The organism is Gluconacetobacter diazotrophicus PA1 5 (assembly GCF_000067045.1).
GTDB lineage: Bacteria > Pseudomonadota > Alphaproteobacteria > Acetobacterales > Acetobacteraceae > Gluconacetobacter > Gluconacetobacter diazotrophicus.
This window is the reverse complement of the sequence record NC_010125.1, coordinates 3,340,403-3,357,405: the sequence shown is the minus strand read 5'-3', so window position 1 is coordinate 3,357,405 and position 17,003 is coordinate 3,340,403. Positions and strand designations below refer to the sequence as shown.

Genomic DNA, 17,003 nt, shown 5'->3' with positions numbered 1-17,003 from the left:
GCCCCATGGACCGATTTCACCCGCCCGGGCAATGGGCTAGTGTCGCGGGGTATGCGGATTCTGTTCATCACCTCCACCCGGCTGGGGGACGCGGTCCTGTCCACCGGGTTGCTGGATGTCCTGCTGGCGCGTCATCCGGGCGCGCGCGTCACCATTGCCTGTGGGCCGGTGGCGGCCTCGCTGTTCGATGCCATGCCCGGGCGCGAGCGGACGATCGTCGTGACCAAGCGGCGCCATGACCTGCACTGGCTGTCGCTGTGGCGCGACTGCGTCGGGACCCGATGGGATCTGTGCGTGGATTTGCGCGGTTCGGCGATCACACTGTTCCTGTCCGCCCGGCGGCGGCTGATCATGCGGGGCGGGCGGCGGCAGGGCGCGCGGGTGGCCCATCTGGGCGCGCTGCTGGGCCTGTCGCCGCCGCCCCTGCCGGTGGTGTGGACCGCGCCGGCGGACCGCGAGCGGGCGCGGGCGATCCTGCCCGACGGCACGCGCTGGCTGGCCCTGGCGCCGACCGCCAACTGGGTGGGGAAGATCTGGCCGGCGGACCGCTTCGTCGCGCTGGCCCAGGCCTTGCAGGCCCATGCGGTGCAGGCCGGGCATGGCCCGCTGCGCCCGGTCGTCCTGTACGGCCCCGGCGAGGCCGAGCGCCGGATGGCGGCCCCGGTGCTGGCCGCCCTGCCGGATGCCGTCGATGCCGGGGGGGATCATGCGCTGCCCCAGGTGGCGGCGCTGCTGGCGCGCTGCCAGGGGTTCGTCGGCAACGATTCGGGCCTGATGCATCTGTCGGCGGCGGCCGGCACGCCGACGCTGGGGCTGTTCGGGCCCAGCCGGATGACCGAATACGGGCCCGCCGGCCGCTGTGCCCGGGGCGTCGCGGCGCCGGGGCCGGAGGGCCACGCGCCCATCGCGGGGCTGGAGGTCGCAACGGTGCTGCGGGCCGCGATCGACCTGCTGGACGCGGCTGGGCCAGCGGCGGGCGATATCCCGGGCGACGCCCCGGGCGACGCAATGTCCGTGGTCGCGTGAAGACCGTCCTCGTCTATCGCGATCGGCTGCTGCCGCCCTCGGAACAGGCCTTCATGCGGCGGCAATATATGGGGTTTCGCACTCTCCGGCCCTGCTGGGTCGGGTGCCGGCGCGATGCCCCCGCGCCCGACTTGCCGGGTGATGTGCGTTTCCTCGGCGGCAGCGGGCCCCTGCGGCCGCTGCGCCAGATGGCGTTCCGGCAGTTCGGCTGGGGCGCGGCGCGCGAGGTCGCGGACCTGGCGCCCGTGCTGGTGCATGCCCAGTTCGGGCGCGGGGGCGCGCTGGCCCTGCCGATCGCCCGGGCACTGGGCGTGCCGCTGGTGGTGACGTTCCATGGCGGCGACGCGTTCAAGGACCGGCATTACGCGGGCGGCTTTCCGCCATCGGTGTTCCAGCGGCGCTGGCAGGCGCTGCAATCCCATGCCGCGCTGTTCGTCTGCGTGTCCGAGGGCGTGCGCGACCGGTTGCTGGAACGCGGGGTGCCGGCCCGACTGCTGGAGGTGATTCCCATCGGGGCGGAGCCCGCCCCCCTGGCCGCCGGCCCCGCCGACCGCTTCGTCTTCGCCGGGCGCTTCGTGGACAAGAAGGGGGTGCCGGTGCTGATCGACGCGGTGCGGATTCTGGCCGGGCGCGGGGTGACGCCCCCGGTCGTTCTGGCGGGGGACGGGCCGCTGCTGCCGGCGATGCGCGACCGTGCGGCGGGCCTGGCCAACCTGCGCTTCGCCGGCTGGCTGGGGGCGGCGGACCTGGCGGCGGAGATGGACCGGGCGATCGCGCTGCTGGTGCCCAGCGTGGTGCCGCCCGGCGGCGACCGCGAGGGCCTGCCCAGCGTCGCGGTGGAGGCCATGGCGCGCGGCGTGCCGGTCGTCGCCTCCAGCCAGTCGGGGCTGGAGGGCGCGGTGGGGCATGCGGGGGCCGGGATCGTGGTGCCGGCCGGCGATCCGATGGCGCTGGCGGATGCGATGCAGGCGATGCTGGTCCCCCGGACCCGCGATGCGATGGCGGGCGCGGCGGCGGCGACGGCGCGGGAGTCGTTCTGCGCGCCCGTCCAGTCCGCCCGGCTGGAGGCACGGCTGCTGTCGCTGCTGCCAGGGGCGACGGGATGAGGGGCGACGGGATGAGGGGACGCGAACCTTGCCGTGTGCCCGTTGTGGGGATACGTCGGAGGCACCGACAGGCTGCGAGGAACCGATGCATTACGACCTGATCATCCGCAATGGCGTCTGCCTTCTGCCCTGGGGCGAGGCCCGTACCGACATCGGCGTGCGCTCGGGCCGGATCGCCAGCCTGACGGCGGGTGTGGCGGACGAGGCCGATACGGTCATCGACGCGTCCGGCCTGCATGTGCTGCCCGGGCTGATCGACCCGCACGTGCATCTGCGCGACCCGGGCGACGCCGCGGTCGAGAGCATTCCCACCGGCACGCGCGCGGCGGCCCTGGGCGGGGTGACGACGGTGTTCGACATGCCCAACACCGCGCCATCGGTGACCGACGCCGAGATGCTGCGCTGGAAGCAGGAATACGCGTCGCGCGAAAGCTGGGTGGATTTCGCGCTGTATGTCGGCGCCACGCGCGGCAATACGCCGCGCCTGGGCGAGTACGAGTGTTTCGACGGGGTCTGCGCCATCAAGGTCTTCGCCGGATCGTCGACCGGCGACCTGATGATCGAGGATGACGAGGGCATCCGGCAGGTGCTGGAGAACGGCCACCGCCGCGTCGCCTTCCATTCCGAGGACGAATACCGCCTGCAGGACCGCAAGAAGCTGCTGACCGAGGGCATGTCCTACGACAGCCATCCCTTCTGGCGGGACGAGGAATGCGCCTTCCTGGGCACGCGGCGTATCGTGGATCTGGCGCGGCGGGCGGGGCGGCCGGTCCATATCCTGCATACCTCGACCGCCGAGGAACTGGACTGGCTGCCGGCGCATCGCGACGTCGCGACCGTCGAGGTGCTGGTGAACCATCTGACCCAGGTCGCCCCCGAATGCTATGAGACGCTGGGCCCGCTTGCGATCATGAACCCGCCGATCCGCGACCGCCGGCATTACGAGGCCAGTTGGGAGGCCGTGCGCAACGGCACCGTGGACACGATCGGGTCGGACCACGCGCCCCATTCCCTGGCGGCGAAGGCGCGGCCCTGGCCCGCCACCCCGGCGGGGCTGACGGGGGTGCAGACGCTGGTTCCCGTCATGCTGGACCACGTCAATGCCGGGCGTCTGTCGCTGGGCCGGATGGTGGACCTGATGGCGGCAGGGCCGGCGCGGGTCTATGGCCTGCAGGCCAAGGGGCGGATCGCCATGGGCTATGACGCCGATTTCACCCTGGTGGACATGAAGGCGCGGCGCCGTATCACCAATGACTGGATCGCCACCCCGGCGGGCTGGACGCCGTTCGACGGGATGGAGGTGACGGGCTGGCCGATGGCGACGATCGTGCGGGGCCACGCCGTCATGCGCGAGGATACGATCCTGGGCGCGCCGGCCGGCAGGCTTGCGCATTTCGCACCCTGATTTCGCCATGGTCTTCGAATATATCTGAAGATCGCTGAAGAAGCGGATCGAAGAAGGAAGACATCCCTTGCGTGCTCCAGTATCGGGCCTGTTCCTGGCCTGTGCCGTGTCCCTGTGTGTGATGACGTCCCTGGGCATGACGTCCGTGGGCATGGTGGCGGCCGCCCGCGCCGCCGATGCCCCGTGGTCCGCCCCCGCCGCCTGCGGGCAGGAACCCAGGCCCCCGGTGGTCGATTACACGACCGCCGCGCACTATAACGCCAGCGTGGATGCCGTGACGGCGTACGAGAAGGCGGCCCGGCTCTATAATGGCTGCGTCGCCAGCGCCGCCGGCCGGGAAGAGGGCGCGATCAGCGCCGAGGCGCGGGCCCGGATGGACAGGGTCCATCAGGGCAGCCTGGTGGTGCAGCAGCGGATCGCCGGCAATTTCACCCGCCTGAGCACCGAATTGCGGGACGGGGCCGCGCATTTCGCGCACAAGCATTGACGGCGGATCACGGGGGTTTGTTGCCCCTGTGCGCCGACCCCGCTATGGTCCGGCCTTTGGCTGGGCGGGGCGTGACCCGTCTGCCTGCGTATGCGGAGAGCGGTTGAGACGTGGCTGACGACATCTTCAGGGAAGTCGACGACGATTTGCGGGCGGAACGCCTGCGCGCGCTGGCCCGGCGCTATGTCGCGGCAGCGGTGGCCGTGGTGGCGGTGGCCGGCGCGGGCGTCGGCGGATGGCAGTACCACGCATGGCGTGGCCGGCAGGCCGACCGTGCCTGGGCGGCGACCTATTTCACGGCGCTGCATGCGGCCGACAGCAGCCAGATCGTCCCGGGCGAGACGGCGCGACTGACCCCGCAGCAGCAGGACGCGCTGAAGCGCTTCGCCACGCTGGACACGGCACCACCGGGCCTGCGGACCCTGGCGCGGCTGGAGCGCGCGGCGCTGCTGGCGTCGAGCGGCGATACGCGCGGCGCGCTGTCGCTGTGGACCCAGGTGGCCGATGACGGGGCGGCGGACCCGCAATTGCGGTCCCTGGCCAGCCTGCTGTGGGTCCAGCGCCAGATCGACGACGGTGATCCGGCGACCTTGCGGTCCCGCCTGACGACGCTGGACGGCGTGGGCAAGCCCTGGCGGGCGCTGGCCATCGAGTGCGAGGCGATGCTGGACCTGCGGCAGGGACGCACCGCCGACGCACGCCGGCGCTTCGCGCAGCTCAGCGCCGAGGCCGATGTCCCGGACGGGTTGCGCAGCCGGGCCGGCGGCCTGCTGCAGACCCTGAATGCCAGCCCGTCGTAATCGTCGCCGTTGGGGCCGCGCCGGTCCGGGGCCTTTCTTCCTTTTGCAGCGCAGGATTGACATGAACAAAGTTCTGACCCGCCGGCATGCGCTTCTTGGTGGAGCGATGTTGCCGGTTCTGGCCGGATGCGATGATGACGAAAAGCCGCTGCTGGCCGGCAAGCGCGTCGACGTGCTGGGCACCGGCGCGGGTCTGATGGTCGATCCCGACGATCACATGCCGATTGTCCTGCCGCCCCAGACGACGGTCGCGGAATGGCCGCAGCCGGGTCGCGTGCCCAGCCATGCGGGCATCAACATGGCCTGGGGCGGTGCGATGCGCCGCGAATGGACGAAGAGCATCGGCGCCGGCGTGTCCGAACCCGAGCTTCTGTCGTACGCCGCGCTGGGCAATACCGGGCGTGGCGTGTTGCAGGCGACGCCGATCGTGGCCGGCGGCCGGATCTTCGTCAGCGACGCGCAGGGGGTGATCCGGGCGTTCGAATGGCCGCGCATGCGCGAAGCGTGGCACTTCGTCCCCAAGCCGAAGAAGATGAAGTCCAGCAACCTGGGCGGCGGGTTCAGCGTCGCGGGCGACACGCTGTACATCGTCGACGGCGTGGCGCAGACCGTGGCGGTCGATGTCGCGACCGGCCGGGTGAAATGGCGGATCGACACCGGAACGCCGGGCCGCTCGGCGCCCACGATCGCGGACGGGCGCCTGTTCTTCGGGACGATCGACGAAAGGCTGTTCGCCGTCGATGCCGCGACGGGCAACGTGCTGTGGACCTATGCCTCGACGGCGGTGGACACCGTCATCTTCGGCCAGCCCGCGCCCGCCGTGGTGGGGGATGTGGTGGTGGCCGGGTTCGGGTCGGGCGACCTGGTCGCGCTGCGGGCGGAAAGCGGCGAGGTGGTCTGGAGCGACACGCTGGGCAGCACCAACGGCCAGGAAACGACGGTCGATTTTTCCTGCGTGCGGGGCATGCCGGTGGTGGTGGACGGCACGGTCTATGCCATCAGTGCCGCTTCGGTCCTTGTCGCGCTGGATGTGCGCTCGGGGCGGCGCCTGTGGGAACGCGCCGTCGCAGGGCAGGACAGCCTGCTGGTCGTCGACAACTGGCTGTACGTGCTGTCGCTGGACCAGCAACTGGCCTGCATCGACCGGTTGAGCGGCCACGTGCGCTGGATCACCCAGCTCCGCCGCTATCGCAGGGTCGACGTGCAGAAGGATGGCGTGACCTGGACCGGCCCGATCCTGGCGGGGGGCAAGCTGGTCTGCGTCAGCACCCTGCCCGAGACCGGATATGCGACGATCGATCCGGTGACCGGCGCGTTACTGTCCATCGGCAAGCTGCCGGGGGTGGCCAGCGTGGCGCCGATCGTGGTCGATGGACGGCTGCTGATCGTGACCGACGACGGTCACCTGATTGCCTATAGCTAAGGATATCGTTGAAAATTGGCCAAGCTTCCTTCCGTTCCGACCGGGGACGACCTGCCGGTGGTGGTCATCGCCGGTCGTCCGAATGTCGGTAAATCGACCCTGTTCAACCGCCTTGTGGGGCGGCGGCAGGCGCTGGTTGCCGATACCCCCGGCGTGACCCGCGACCGCAAGGAAGCCGAGACCGTGATGCGCGGCCGCCGGGTGCGCCTGGTCGATACGGCGGGGCTGGAGGAAGCGGCGGCCGATACGCTGTACGGCCGCATGCGGGCATCGTCGGAATCGGCGGTGGCGCAGGCGGACCTGGTCCTGTTCTGCATCGACACCCGCGCGGGCATCACCCCGGCCGACGAGCATTTCGCGGCATGGCTGCGCCGCCAGGGGCGCCCCGTGCTGCTGATCGCCAACAAGGCCGAGGGACGGCAGGGGGCGGCGGCGGCGATGGAGGCCTTCGCCCTGGGGCTGGGCACGCCGCTGGCCATTTCCGCCGAACATGGCGAAGGCCTGTCGGACCTGATGGGCGAGATCGCGGACCGCCTGCCGCCGCAGGCTCCGGCTCTCGTCGCCGGGGGCATGGCGGACGCGGCGTTCGAAGACGATGACGCGGAAGCGGGCGAGGCTGACGAAGACGACCGTCCCGTCGGTCCGCTGCGCCTGGCCATCGTCGGGCGGCCGAATGCCGGAAAATCGACCCTGCTGAACCGCCTGCTGGGCGAGGAGCGGATGATCACCGGGCCCGAGCCGGGCCTGACCCGCGATTCGGTGACGGTGCTGCTGCATGACGAGCATGGGCCGATTCAACTGGTCGATACGGCGGGGCTGCGCCGCCGGGGCCGGATCGAGGAATCGCTGGAGAAGATGTCGGTTTCCGCCACCATCGAGGCACTGAAGATGGCCGAGGTGGTGGTCCTGACGCTGGACGCGACCCTGGGCGTGCATGAACAGGACCTGCAGATCGCCCGCCTGATCGAGCGCGAGGGCCGGTGCTGCGTCCTGGCGCTGAACAAGTGGGACGCGGTCGAGGACCGGATCGCGACACGGCAGGCGATCTCCGACCGGATCGAGACGTCGCTGGCGCAGATGCGCGGCATTCCGGTCGTTTCGTTCTCGGCGCTGACCGGGGCCGGGGTAAACAAGCTGCTGCCGGTGGTGCGCCGGGCCCATGCGACCTGGAACAAGCGGGTTCCGACCGGGGCGCTGAACCGCTGGTTCGAGGCGATGCTGGAGCGGCACAGCCCGCCGCTGGTCAGCGGGCGGCGGCTGAAGCTGCGCTACATGACGCAGGCCAAGGCCCGGCCGCCGACCTTCATCCTGTTCGGCACCCGGGCCGAGCAACTGCCCGAGGATTACCAGCGCTACCTGGTCAACGGCCTGCGCGAGACGTTCGACCTGCCCGGCACGCCGATCCGGCTGCTGCTGCGCGGGACCAAGAACCCCTACGCCGAAGGGCAGGGGTAACAGGCAGGGGTACGAGGGGGCAGGCGCCCCCTCAGTGGATCACCAGCGACAGCAGCAGGCAGAACACCAGCCCCAGGACGGCGATCAGGGTTTCGATGACCGACCAGGTCTTGATCGTCTGCCCTACGCTCAGGCCCAGATATTCCTTGATCTGCCAGAACCCGGCGTCGTTCATCGGCCCCAGCGCCACCGATCCGGCCCCGGTGACCAGCACCATCAGTTCCGGCGACGTGCCGTGGCTGTGCAGCAGGATCGGCCCGACGATGCCGGACGCCGTGCTCATGGCCACGGTGGCGGACCCGGCGGCCACGCGCACCACCACCGCCAGCAGCCAGGCCAGCACCAGCAGCGGCACATGCGCCCCCAGCGCCAGGTCTGTGATGGCCTTCGACACCCCGCTATCGACCAGTTCGCGGCCGAAGCCGCCGCCCGCGCCCACCAGCAGCATGATCAGCGCGGTGGGCCCCAGGCATTCGTTGGTGAAGCGCAGGATCGTCTCGCGCGAGAAGCCGCGGGCCAGGCCCAGCACGTAGAAGGACAGGATCGTCGCCAGCAGCAGGGCGATGTCGGTATTGCCGATGAAATGCAGGATGGTGTTCGCCGTGCTGCCGGGTTGCGAGACCAGGTCGGCGACCGAACCCAGCAGCATCAGCAGGACCGGCGAGAGGATCGTCAGCACCGTGATACTGAACGGCGGCAGGTTCTCGTGGACGTCCTTGCTCGCGAACTGGTCTTCCAGCCCGGCATGGCCGGCGATCTGGATGCGCGGCGTGATGAATTTCGCATAGATCGGGCCGGCCAGGGCCGCGATCGGCGTACCGATGATGACCCCCCAGAAGATCGTCCGCCCGGTATCGGCGTGATAGGCCGACAGCGCCAGCAGGGTGGCCGGATGGGGCGGGATCATCGCGTGGGTGACCGACAGGGCGGCGCCCATCGGCAGCGCCAGCAGCAGCATGGGGGTCGATGTCCGCCGCGCCAGGGTGAAGACCAGCGGAATCAGCAGCACGAAGCCGACCTCGAAGAACACCGGCAGGCCGATCAGCAGGCCGATGACCATCATGGCCCAACTGATCCGGCCCTTGCCCGCGACGCGGGTGATCGTCAGCGCGATCTGGTCCGCGCCGCCGGATTCGGCCAGCATCTTGCCCAGCATCGTCCCCAGCGCGATCACGGTGGCGATATGGCCCAGCACGTGGCCGGCGCCGGCCTCGAACGACGTGACGGCCTTCTGCGGCGGCATGCCGGCGCACAGGGCCAGCAGCAGCGACACGCACAGCAGCACGATGAAGGGGTTGAGTTTATAGCGCCCGATCAGGAGCACGACGGCCACGATGGCGGCGGTCGCCAGGGAAACGGCAAGAAGTGAGGACATGGAACCACGTCTGCTGGAAAAAGAGCGCGTATCACGGCGTCACGGGCCGCAGGATGTCAATGCCCGCGGCCTCATATCCCGGAGAGGACGAAGAGTTCACGACCCGTGTGTTTTTTCCTGCCACCGCGGGGGTACCGCGGGATGCGTCTGGCCACGGGGATGTATTTCGTATCATAAGGACTGTCCGGCGGCCCCGGTTTGACGCAGATTGACCGGGATTCCGGCCGAACTGTGGCCTGACAGGATCAAGAATGGCGGCGCGGTCCAGGCGTTTCGCCCACGACACAAGAACAGAACCGGGAAGGATTCCATGATGTCACCAGACCAGGGACCGGCAGGAACGATGCCCGTTAACGGCTCGGTGCCGTCCTCCGGGGCCCGGGCGATCGTCGTCGGCATTCTCGCGGCCATGGCGGGGCTGATGTTCGGCCTGGATACCGGCGTCATCGCCGGGGCGCTGGGGTTCATCGGCGACGAATTCCATGCGGCCGCCCGCATGCAGGAATGGATCGTGTCCTCGATGATGGTGGCCGCCACCGTCGGATCGGTCGTCGCCGGCCGGATTTCCTTCCGGTTCGGCCGGCGGCGGGCGCTGCTGGGCGCGTCGCTGCTGTTCCTGGCCGGGTCGATGATCTGCGCCCTGGCGCCGTCCATCACGGTGCTGATCGTGGGGCGCGTCCTGCTGGGCCTGGCGGTGGGAATCGCCGCCTTCGCCGCCCCGCTCTATATTTCCGAAGTCACGGCCGAGGCCGTGCGCGGCGCCATGATCTCGTTCTACCAGCTGATGGTGACGCTGGGCATCTTCCTGGCCTATGTCACCGACAGCGTGCTGGCCTATGGCGGGCACTGGCGCTGGATGCTGGGGTTGATGGCGGTGCCTGCGGCGCTGTTCTGCGCCGCCTGCCTGTTCCTGCCCGACAGCCCGCGCTGGCTGATGATGCGGGGCGAGCGCAGCCGGGCCAGCCAGGTCATGCGCTACCTGCGGCCCGACCCGGCCGAGGCCGACGCCGAAATTCGCGATATCGCGCAGGAACTGCGCAAGGAAAGCGGCAGCGGCTTCGCGCTGTTCCGCAGCAACGCGAATTTCCGCCGGTCGGTCCTGCTGGGGGTCATGCTGCAGGTCATGCAGCAGCTCACCGGGATCAACGTCCTGATGTACTACGCGCCGAAGGTATTCCAGGCCGCGCATTTCGGCGTGTCGGCCGCGACCTGGGCCACGGCGCTGATCGGCCTGATCAACGTGCTGTCGACCGGCTTCGCCATCGCCTTCATCGACCGTTGGGGGCGGCGGCCGCTGCTGATCCTCAGCTGCGCGATCATGACCTTCGCCATGCTGGGCGCGGGCGGACTGATCGCGTTCGGCGGCGACTCCCTGCCGCAGGAAATCGGCATGGTCGGGGCACTGCTGCTGTTCGTCGCGGGCTTCGCGATCGGCGCCGGGCCGCTGGTCTGGACCCTGTGTTCCGAAATCCAGCCGCTGCGCGGGCGCGATTTCGGCATCGCGTGCTCGACCTTCACCAACTGGGCGGCGAACTCGCTGGTCAGCAACGTGTTCCTGACCGTGATGGCCGCCCTGGGCGAAGCGCGTACCTTCTGGCTGTTCGCGCTGATGAACGGCCTGTTCATCATCATCACCCTGGCCTACGTGCCCGAGACGCGCGGCGTCTCGCTGGAAGAGATCGAGGCGCGTCTGATGGCCGGCCGCCGGCTGCGTGACCTGGGGCAGGACACGACAGGACGGGGAGCGGAAGCATGATCCTCCACGGGGACGAAACCGCCGATATCGCGACCGCCAGCGGCCCGATGCGGCTGCATGTGCTGCGTCCGGCGGCGGACGGGGCCTTTCCCGGCGTGGTGCTGTTCTCCGAGATCTACCAGGTGACGGCCCCGATCCGCCGGCTGGCCGCCATGGTCGCGGGGCTGGGCCACGTGGTGGCGGTGCCGGAGGTCTATCACGAATACGAACCCGCGGGCACCGTGCTGGCCTACGACAAGCCGGGCACCGACCGGGGCAACGAACTGAAATACGCCAAGCCCCTGGCGTCGTACGACGACGATGCCCGGGCGGCGGTGGCGTGGCTGGCGGCGCATCCGGCCTGCACCGGGCGGATCGGCACCATGGGGGTCTGCCTGGGCGGGCACCTGGCCTTTCGGGCGGCGATGAACCCGGCGGTGTCGGCGGCGGCGTGCTTCTATGCCACCGACATCCATTCGGCGTCCCTGGGGCAGGGACGGCACGACGACACGCTGCAGCGGCTGGGCGAGATTCCGGGCGAGGTGATGATGACCTGGGGCCGGCAGGACCCGCATGTCCCCTTCGCCGGGCGGCAGATGATCCGCGAGGCGCTGGAGGCTGCGGGCGTCCGCTACGAATGGCACGAACTCAACGCCCAGCATGCGTTCCTGCGGGACGAGGGGCCGCGCTACGACCCGGCGCTGTTCCTTCAGGCCATGGGATGGGTCCAGGCGCTGTTCGGCCGCGCGCTGCGCGCGGGCTGAGCGGCCATGGCGCTGCGGTCCGTGCCCGATACGTCCGCGCCCGATGCCCCGGCGCGCCGAACGCTGGCGGAGGGTGAAGGCCTGCACGGCACGGCGCGGGCGATGGCGATGTTCGCCGTGGCGCTGTCGGTGCTGCTGTCGGTGCTGGACTATGCCATCGCCAATGTGGCGCTGCCCACCATCGCGCACGACATCCATGCCAGCGCGTCATCGTCCATCTGGGTGATCAACGCCTACCAGCTTGCCAGCGTGTCCACACTGCTGCCGCTGGCGTCGCTGGGCGCGCGGGTGGGATTCGCGCGGCTGTGCCGGATCGGGCTGGGCACCTTCGTGGTCGCGTCCCTGCTGTGCGCGATGTCGCACACGCTGCTGGAACTGGCCCTGGCCCGCGCGCTGCAGGGCGTGGGCGGGGCGTGCATCATGAGCGTCAATATCGCGCTGGTCCGCTTCATCTATCCGCATTCCCAGATCGGCAAGGGGATCTCGCTGAACGGCATGGTGGTGGCGACCGGCGTGGCGCTGGGGCCCACCATCGCCTCGGCGGTGCTGTCGGTGGCCGACTGGCCGTGGATCTTCCTGATCAACCTGCCGCTGGGCGGGGCGGCGATGGTGGCGGCCGCGTTCTACCTGCCGCGCACGCCGCGCAGCCCGTCCTCGTTCGACCTGGCCAGCGCGGTGCTGAACGTCGTGGCGTTCGGGGGCGTGATCGTCGGGCTGGACAGCCTGGTGCATCGCAGCGGGCCCGCGCTGGCGGTGTGGCTGCTGGCGGGCGGGGCGGGGGCATTCGTCCAGCTGGCCCGGCGCCAAGCCGGGCGGTCCGACCCGATGCTGCCGATCGACCTGCTGGCGGTGCCGGATTTCCTGGTCGCGTTCGGCGTGGGGTTCGGGGCGTTCGTCGCGTCGAACTTCTTCATCATTTCCATGCCGTTCGCGCTGCAATCGGTGCTGCATCGCTCGGCGGTGGCCACCGGCCTGCTGATCACACCCTGGCCGGTCGGGATCGTCGCCATCTCGCTGTTCGTCGGGCGGGTGGCGGACCGGGTGCCGGCGGCCATCCTGTCCTCGATCGGCCTGTGCGTGACGGGCACGGGCTTCGTCCTGCTGTGCCTGCTGCCGCCCGATGCCGGGAACCTGGACATTGCCTGGCGTATCGGCCTGGCCGGGGTCGGGTTCGGGATTTTCCAGCCGCCGAACAATCGCGCGATGATGGTGTCCGCCCCGCGCGGCCGGTCGGGCAGCGCCAGCGGCATGGTGTCGGTCGCGCGCCTGTCGGGCCAGACCATGGGGGCGATCTTCGTGGCGCTGACCTTCGGTTTCGTCACCCATGACCCCACCCTGCGCTGCATGGAACTGGCGGCGGCGTGTGCCTTCCTGTCGGCGCTGCTCAGCGCCAGCCGGCTGCGGGCCCTGCGGTGACGGAACAGCCGGCGGTTCCTGCATACGGCCGGATCCGCCTGCGTTACGTCACCCGGTAAAGCGTCGTACGGCGGGCCGTACGGTCCTCAAGCTCCATCGTGGTGGCGATGTCGCGCGTCATGATGACCTCCAGCCCCGCGCGGGGCAGGTAGGCCCGGCCGGGGTCGGCGATCCAGACCTCCGCCGTGCGCGCGGCGGTGCGCAGCCAGGGCAGGATGTGCTCGGTCATCGGGTTTTCGTAGCAGATGTCGCCGCACAGGATCAGGTCCCAGCGCGGCGGGGCGCCGACCAGGTCGGCTTCGGTGACGGTCAGGGTGACGCCGTTCGCGTCCGCGTTCAGGGCGATGGCGGCGGTGGCCAGGGGGTCGATCTCGGCCGCTTCGACCGACAGGGCGCCGGCGCGGGCGCAGGCGATGGCGGCGATGCCGCATCCGGCCGCGAAATCCAGCACCCGGCGGCCGGCCACCAGCGACGGATTGTCCAGGACATGGCGTGCCAGCAACTGGCCGCCCGGCCAGGCGAAGGCCCAGAAGGGCGGTTCGATATCATGCTGCGCCAGCCAGCTTTCCGACGCCTGCCAGATCGGCGTGATCTCGGTGGCCAGGTGCAGGGCGATCTCCGGCACCAGGGGGGCGTGGGACAGGGCGGTGTGGGCCGCGACGAAGGCGCGGGCATCGGCGGGCGCCGTCATTGTCCGGCCAGTCCGGCCAGGATGGCCAGCGCGATCGCCAGGCCGGTTTCGCGGTTGAAGCGGAACAGGCTCAGGCAGCGGGCGGGGTCGGTACTGTCCAGTTGCGCGACCTGCCAGGCCAGGGCGATGGTGGGCAGCGCCATCGCGATCCAGAAGCCCGCGCCGCATCCGGCCAGCCATCCCGCCAGCAGCAGCGCGGCCACGGCCAGGGCATAGCAGGCGCCGACGAAGAGGCGCGGCTGCCCCGCCCACAGGCGCGACGTGGATTTGACCCCGATGCGGGCGTCGTCCTCCATGTCCTGGAAGCCGTAGATCGTATCGAACCCCAGTTGCCACAGGATGGTGGCGGCGTAGAGCGCGCCCCAGGCGGCATCGACGCGGCCGGTCGCGGCGGCATAGCCCAGCGGCGCGCCGAAGCCGAACGTGAAGCCCATCACCAGTTGCGGCCACCAGGTGAAGCGCTTGGCCAGGGGATACAGCCCCACCAGGATCAGTGACGAGGCCCCCAGGACCCGGGCCAGCGGATTGAGCTGCAGCAGGATCACCAGCCCGATCACCAGCAGCCCCGCCAGGAACAGGGCCGCCTGGCGCATGCGCAGGGCGCCCGAGGCCAGCGGGCGCCCGGCGGTCCGCGCCACCAGCCGGTCGATGTCGCGATCCCACATGTCGTTGACCACGCAGCCCGCCGAACGCATCACCACGCTGCCGATGCCGAACAGCACGATCAGCCGCAGGCGCGTGCGGGCATCGACGCCGGATGCCAGCAGGATGCCCCACATGCCGGGCAGGAACAGCAGCCACGTGCCGATGGGACGATCCAGCCGCGCCAGCAGCGCGTAGGGGCGCAGCGGCACGGGCAGCCGGGCGATCCATCCTCCGGTCCGGATATCGGTATGGGGCAGGGATCGATTCACGCTCGTCTCTCCAGCTTGGGCCGTCCGGCCATGACGCCGGCGCGCGGGGCTGCTATGCCCGCGTGTGATGGGGCGCCGGGGGGACGCGGTCAAGAGCCGAGGTCCCGCTGCGGCCCCGGGTTGTGTGTCGCGTGGAGTGGTGCCGTCATGAAGGATTGTCCCCGTCTGTTCGCCGATCCGGCGACGCAGCCGCCGATGGAGGCGGACGCGGTGCGGGACCTGACGCCGGGACAGGCGCATTATCTGGGAACGGTGCTGCGTCTGGGGGTGGGGGACGAGGTCGCCCTGTTCAACCCGCGCGACGGGGAATGGCTGGCGCGCATCGAGGCGATGCGCCGCGACCGGGGGCAGGTGCGCCTGCTGCGGCAGCGGCGCGCGGCGGAGCCCGTTGCGGGGCCGGTCCTGCTGTTCGCGCCGCTGAAGCGCGATGCGACGGACATGGTGGTGCGCATGGGTACCGAACTGGGGGTCACACGATTCCTGCCCGTCCTGACCGAACGGACCAACACCCACCGGGTCAACGAAGCACGCCTGGAAACCATTGCCGGCGAGGCGGCGGAGCAGTGCGAGCGCCTGGACGTGCCCGCGATCGACGCCCCCCGGCGCCTGGCCGACCGGCTGGGGGAGTGGCCGCCCGAACGGCGTCTGTTCGTGGCGGCCGAACGCGCCGACCGGCGCGGCGGCGCGGGGGGGATCGAGGATGTCGCCGATGGCGACGGACTGCTGATCGGACCGGAGGGCGGGTTTTCCGATGTCGAGGTCAACATGTTGCGCGCACGGCCATTTGTCAGGATGATCTCGCTGGGCGGGCTGATCCTGCGGGCCGATACGGCCGTGGCCTGTGGCCTGTCCCTGATGGGGGCTGGCCTGCGGCGCGTGTCTGGTGCAGGGTCGCGCTGAGAGCGCAGCCTCAAAAGCCTTGATGCTTACGACCCGCACGGCCTCTGACCGATCCGTTGCGTTTTTTAGGATTTTTGCAGAAACGATGTCGAACCCCGGCGAGCAAGATACGACCCCCATTGAATCGGTCAGCCAACTGGCCCGCCTGCTGGCGGACGGGGGCAAGCCGCGCGGCCTGTGGCGGATCGGCACCGAGCACGAGAAATTCGGCTTCGTCCTGCCCGCCGCCGCCGGCCCGGCGCGCCCGGCCTGGATGCCGCCGCCCTACGCCCCCGACGGCATCGCCGAAATCCTGACCGACCTGAACCGCCAGGATGGCGGCACGCGGTGGGAGGCGATCCATGATGCGGGCAACCTGATCGGGCTGAAGGGCATCGGGCCCGAGCGCGGCGGGTCGGTGTCGCTGGAGCCGGCGGGGCAGTTCGAACTGTCGGGCGCGCCGCTGGCCAGCCTGCACGATACGGGGCACGAGATGGCCCGGCATTTCGAGGCGATCCGTCCGATTTCCCGGTCGCTGGGGGTCGGCTTCGCCCCGCTGGGCTTCCACCCGCTGGCGCGGCGCGCCGACATGCCGTGGATGCCCAAGAGCCGCTACGCCATCATGCGGAACTACATGCCCAAGGTCGGCACGCTGGGCCTGGACATGATGCAGCGGACCTGCACCGTGCAGGTCAACCTGGATTTCGCATCCGAAGCCGACATGCTGCGCAAGCTGCGCGTGTCGCTGGCGCTGCAGCCGGTGACGACGGCGCTGTTCGCCAATTCCCCGTTCCACGAGGGGCGGCCGAACGGGTTCATGTCCAACCGTGCCCGGATCTGGACCGATACCGACACTGCGCGGTCGGGCATGCCGGACCTGTTCTTCTCGCCCTCCTTCGGGTTCGAGCCCTATGTCGAATGGCTGCTGGACGTGCCGATGTATTTCGTCGTGCGCGACGGGCGCATCCTGGACGTGGCGGGGCGGTCGTTCCGGGCGTGGATGAAGGGCGAGCGCCAGGACGGGCTGGAGGGCCTGACCCCCACCGTGGGCGATTTCGAGGACCACATGACGACGGCCTTCACCGACGTGCGGCTGAAGCGGTTCCTGGAAATGCGCGGGGCGGATGCCGGGTCGCCCGAGATGATGCTGGCCATGTCCGCCCTGTGGGTGGGGCTGCTGTATGACGACGCGGCGCTGGCCGCCGCCGACGCGCTGGTGCGCGAGCAGGATTGGGCGCACTACGTCGCCCTGCGCGCCGCCGTGCCACGGGCGGGGCTGGACGCGCCGTGGGTGGGCGGCACGCTGCGCGAACTGACGGCGCGGATGGTCGAGATCGCGGTGCAGGGGCTGCGCGCGCGCGCGGTGACGGACGGGACCGGACGTGACGAGAGCCATCTGCTGGCCCCGCTGCAGGAGATCGCGGCCGGCGGCCCGACGCAGGCCGAACGGTGGCTGGAACGCTATCACGGGGCCTGGAAAGGCGACGTCACGCATATCTTCAGCGAAGCGGCGGTTTAAGAGTATCG

General features: G+C 70.3%; 15 protein-coding genes. 12 read left to right on the top strand and 3 right to left on the bottom strand.

The genetic code is table 11. The features are described 5' to 3' along the window. Positions 1-51 precede the first annotated feature (51 nt). The 7 genes from GDI_RS15490 to der all read left to right on the top strand — a co-directional run bounded on the left by GDI_RS15490 (position 52) and on the right by der (position 7,702). Positions 52-1,026, top strand: coding sequence for a glycosyltransferase family 9 protein (locus GDI_RS15490; RefSeq protein ID WP_041249528.1), 975 nt, complete (start codon positions 52-54; stop codon positions 1,024-1,026). Further along, a complete protein-coding gene (locus GDI_RS15485) occupies positions 1,023-2,132 on the top strand; it encodes a glycosyltransferase (protein ID WP_012227735.1) in 1,110 nt (369 codons plus the stop codon). The genes GDI_RS15490 and GDI_RS15485 overlap by 4 nt, the downstream gene beginning before the upstream one ends. A gap of 85 nt (positions 2,133-2,217) precedes the next feature. Beyond that, a complete protein-coding gene (locus GDI_RS15480) occupies positions 2,218-3,537 on the top strand; it encodes a dihydroorotase (protein WP_012554755.1) in 1,320 nt (439 codons plus the stop codon). Between the two features lie 67 nt (positions 3,538-3,604). Further along, positions 3,605-4,024: a hypothetical protein gene (locus GDI_RS15475; protein WP_012227731.1), complete on the top strand. Its 420-nt coding sequence runs from the start codon at positions 3,605-3,607 to the stop codon at positions 4,022-4,024. Between the two features lie 110 nt (positions 4,025-4,134). Then, positions 4,135-4,824, top strand: coding sequence for a tetratricopeptide repeat protein (locus tag GDI_RS15470; protein ID WP_012227729.1), 690 nt, complete (start codon positions 4,135-4,137; stop codon positions 4,822-4,824). A gap of 61 nt (positions 4,825-4,885) precedes the next feature. After that, entirely contained in the window at positions 4,886-6,247 is a 1,362-nt protein-coding gene (locus tag GDI_RS15465; RefSeq protein WP_012227724.1) for a PQQ-binding-like beta-propeller repeat protein, read from the top strand. A gap of 15 nt (positions 6,248-6,262) precedes the next feature. Beyond that, on the top strand, positions 6,263-7,702 hold the full coding sequence (gene der / locus GDI_RS15460) for a ribosome biogenesis GTPase Der (RefSeq protein WP_012227716.1): 1,440 nt from the start codon (positions 6,263-6,265) through the stop codon (positions 7,700-7,702). A 31-nt stretch (positions 7,703-7,733) separates the two neighbouring features. Here der and GDI_RS15455 read toward each other — a convergent pair whose 3' ends face one another. Beyond that, a complete protein-coding gene (locus tag GDI_RS15455; protein ID WP_012227714.1) occupies positions 7,734-9,077 on the bottom strand; it encodes a GntT/GntP/DsdX family permease in 1,344 nt (447 codons plus the stop codon). Positions 9,078-9,390: 313 nt separating this feature from the next. Between GDI_RS15455 and GDI_RS15450 the strand changes: the two genes are divergently transcribed. From GDI_RS15450 to GDI_RS15440, 3 genes are read left to right on the top strand one after another with little or no spacing between them, the layout of a single operon-like run. Beyond that, positions 9,391-10,833, top strand: a complete 1,443-nt coding sequence (locus GDI_RS15450; protein ID WP_012227710.1) for a sugar porter family MFS transporter — start codon at positions 9,391-9,393, stop codon at positions 10,831-10,833. Continuing rightward, the gene (locus GDI_RS15445) at positions 10,830-11,576 is read left to right on the top strand and encodes a dienelactone hydrolase family protein (RefSeq protein WP_012227708.1); all 747 of its coding nucleotides are present in this window, start codon (positions 10,830-10,832) and stop codon (positions 11,574-11,576) included. Before GDI_RS15450 ends, GDI_RS15445 begins: the two co-directional genes overlap by 4 nt. 6 nt (positions 11,577-11,582) lie before the next feature. Beyond that, entirely contained in the window at positions 11,583-12,992 is a 1,410-nt protein-coding gene (locus tag GDI_RS15440) for an MFS transporter (RefSeq protein WP_012227706.1), read from the top strand. 43 nt (positions 12,993-13,035) lie between these two features. Here the strand turns inward: GDI_RS15440 and GDI_RS15435 are convergent, their stop codons facing one another. Beyond that, positions 13,036-13,683 carry a class I SAM-dependent methyltransferase gene (locus tag GDI_RS15435; protein ID WP_012227704.1) on the bottom strand — a complete coding sequence of 216 codons (648 nt, stop codon included), beginning with the start codon at positions 13,681-13,683 and terminating at the stop codon, positions 13,036-13,038. After that, positions 13,680-14,597: a 4-hydroxybenzoate octaprenyltransferase gene (gene ubiA, locus GDI_RS15430; RefSeq protein ID WP_041249527.1), complete on the bottom strand. Its 918-nt coding sequence runs from the start codon at positions 14,595-14,597 to the stop codon at positions 13,680-13,682. The genes GDI_RS15435 and ubiA overlap by 4 nt, the downstream gene beginning before the upstream one ends. Positions 14,598-14,744: 147 nt before the next feature. Between ubiA and GDI_RS15425 the strand changes: the two genes are divergently transcribed. Together GDI_RS15425 and GDI_RS15420 are read left to right on the top strand one after the other, a co-directional pair. Beyond that, positions 14,745-15,497: a 16S rRNA (uracil(1498)-N(3))-methyltransferase gene (locus GDI_RS15425; protein ID WP_012227700.1), complete on the top strand. Its 753-nt coding sequence runs from the start codon at positions 14,745-14,747 to the stop codon at positions 15,495-15,497. A gap of 85 nt (positions 15,498-15,582) precedes the next feature. After that, entirely contained in the window at positions 15,583-16,995 is a 1,413-nt protein-coding gene (locus GDI_RS15420) for a glutamate--cysteine ligase (RefSeq protein WP_012227698.1), read from the top strand. The last annotated feature ends 8 nt before the right edge of the window (positions 16,996-17,003 follow it).

Coding starts and splice junctions, on each gene's coding strand:
- GDI_RS15435 (WP_012227704.1), bottom strand. CDS start 13,683: ATGACGGCGCCCGCCGATGCCCGCGCCTTCGTCGCGGCCCACACCGCC.
- GDI_RS15445 (WP_012227708.1), top strand. CDS start 10,830: ATGATCCTCCACGGGGACGAAACCGCCGATATCGCGACCGCCAGCGGC.
- GDI_RS15420 (WP_012227698.1), top strand. CDS start 15,583: ATGTCGAACCCCGGCGAGCAAGATACGACCCCCATTGAATCGGTCAGC.
- GDI_RS15425 (WP_012227700.1), top strand. CDS start 14,745: ATGAAGGATTGTCCCCGTCTGTTCGCCGATCCGGCGACGCAGCCGCCG.
- GDI_RS15465 (WP_012227724.1), top strand. CDS start 4,886: ATGAACAAAGTTCTGACCCGCCGGCATGCGCTTCTTGGTGGAGCGATG.
- GDI_RS15440 (WP_012227706.1), top strand. CDS start 11,583: ATGGCGCTGCGGTCCGTGCCCGATACGTCCGCGCCCGATGCCCCGGCG.
- GDI_RS15480 (WP_012554755.1), top strand. CDS start 2,218: ATGCATTACGACCTGATCATCCGCAATGGCGTCTGCCTTCTGCCCTGG.
- GDI_RS15455 (WP_012227714.1), bottom strand. CDS start 9,077: ATGTCCTCACTTCTTGCCGTTTCCCTGGCGACCGCCGCCATCGTGGCC.
- GDI_RS15490 (WP_041249528.1), top strand. CDS start 52: ATGCGGATTCTGTTCATCACCTCCACCCGGCTGGGGGACGCGGTCCTG.
- GDI_RS15450 (WP_012227710.1), top strand. CDS start 9,391: ATGTCACCAGACCAGGGACCGGCAGGAACGATGCCCGTTAACGGCTCG.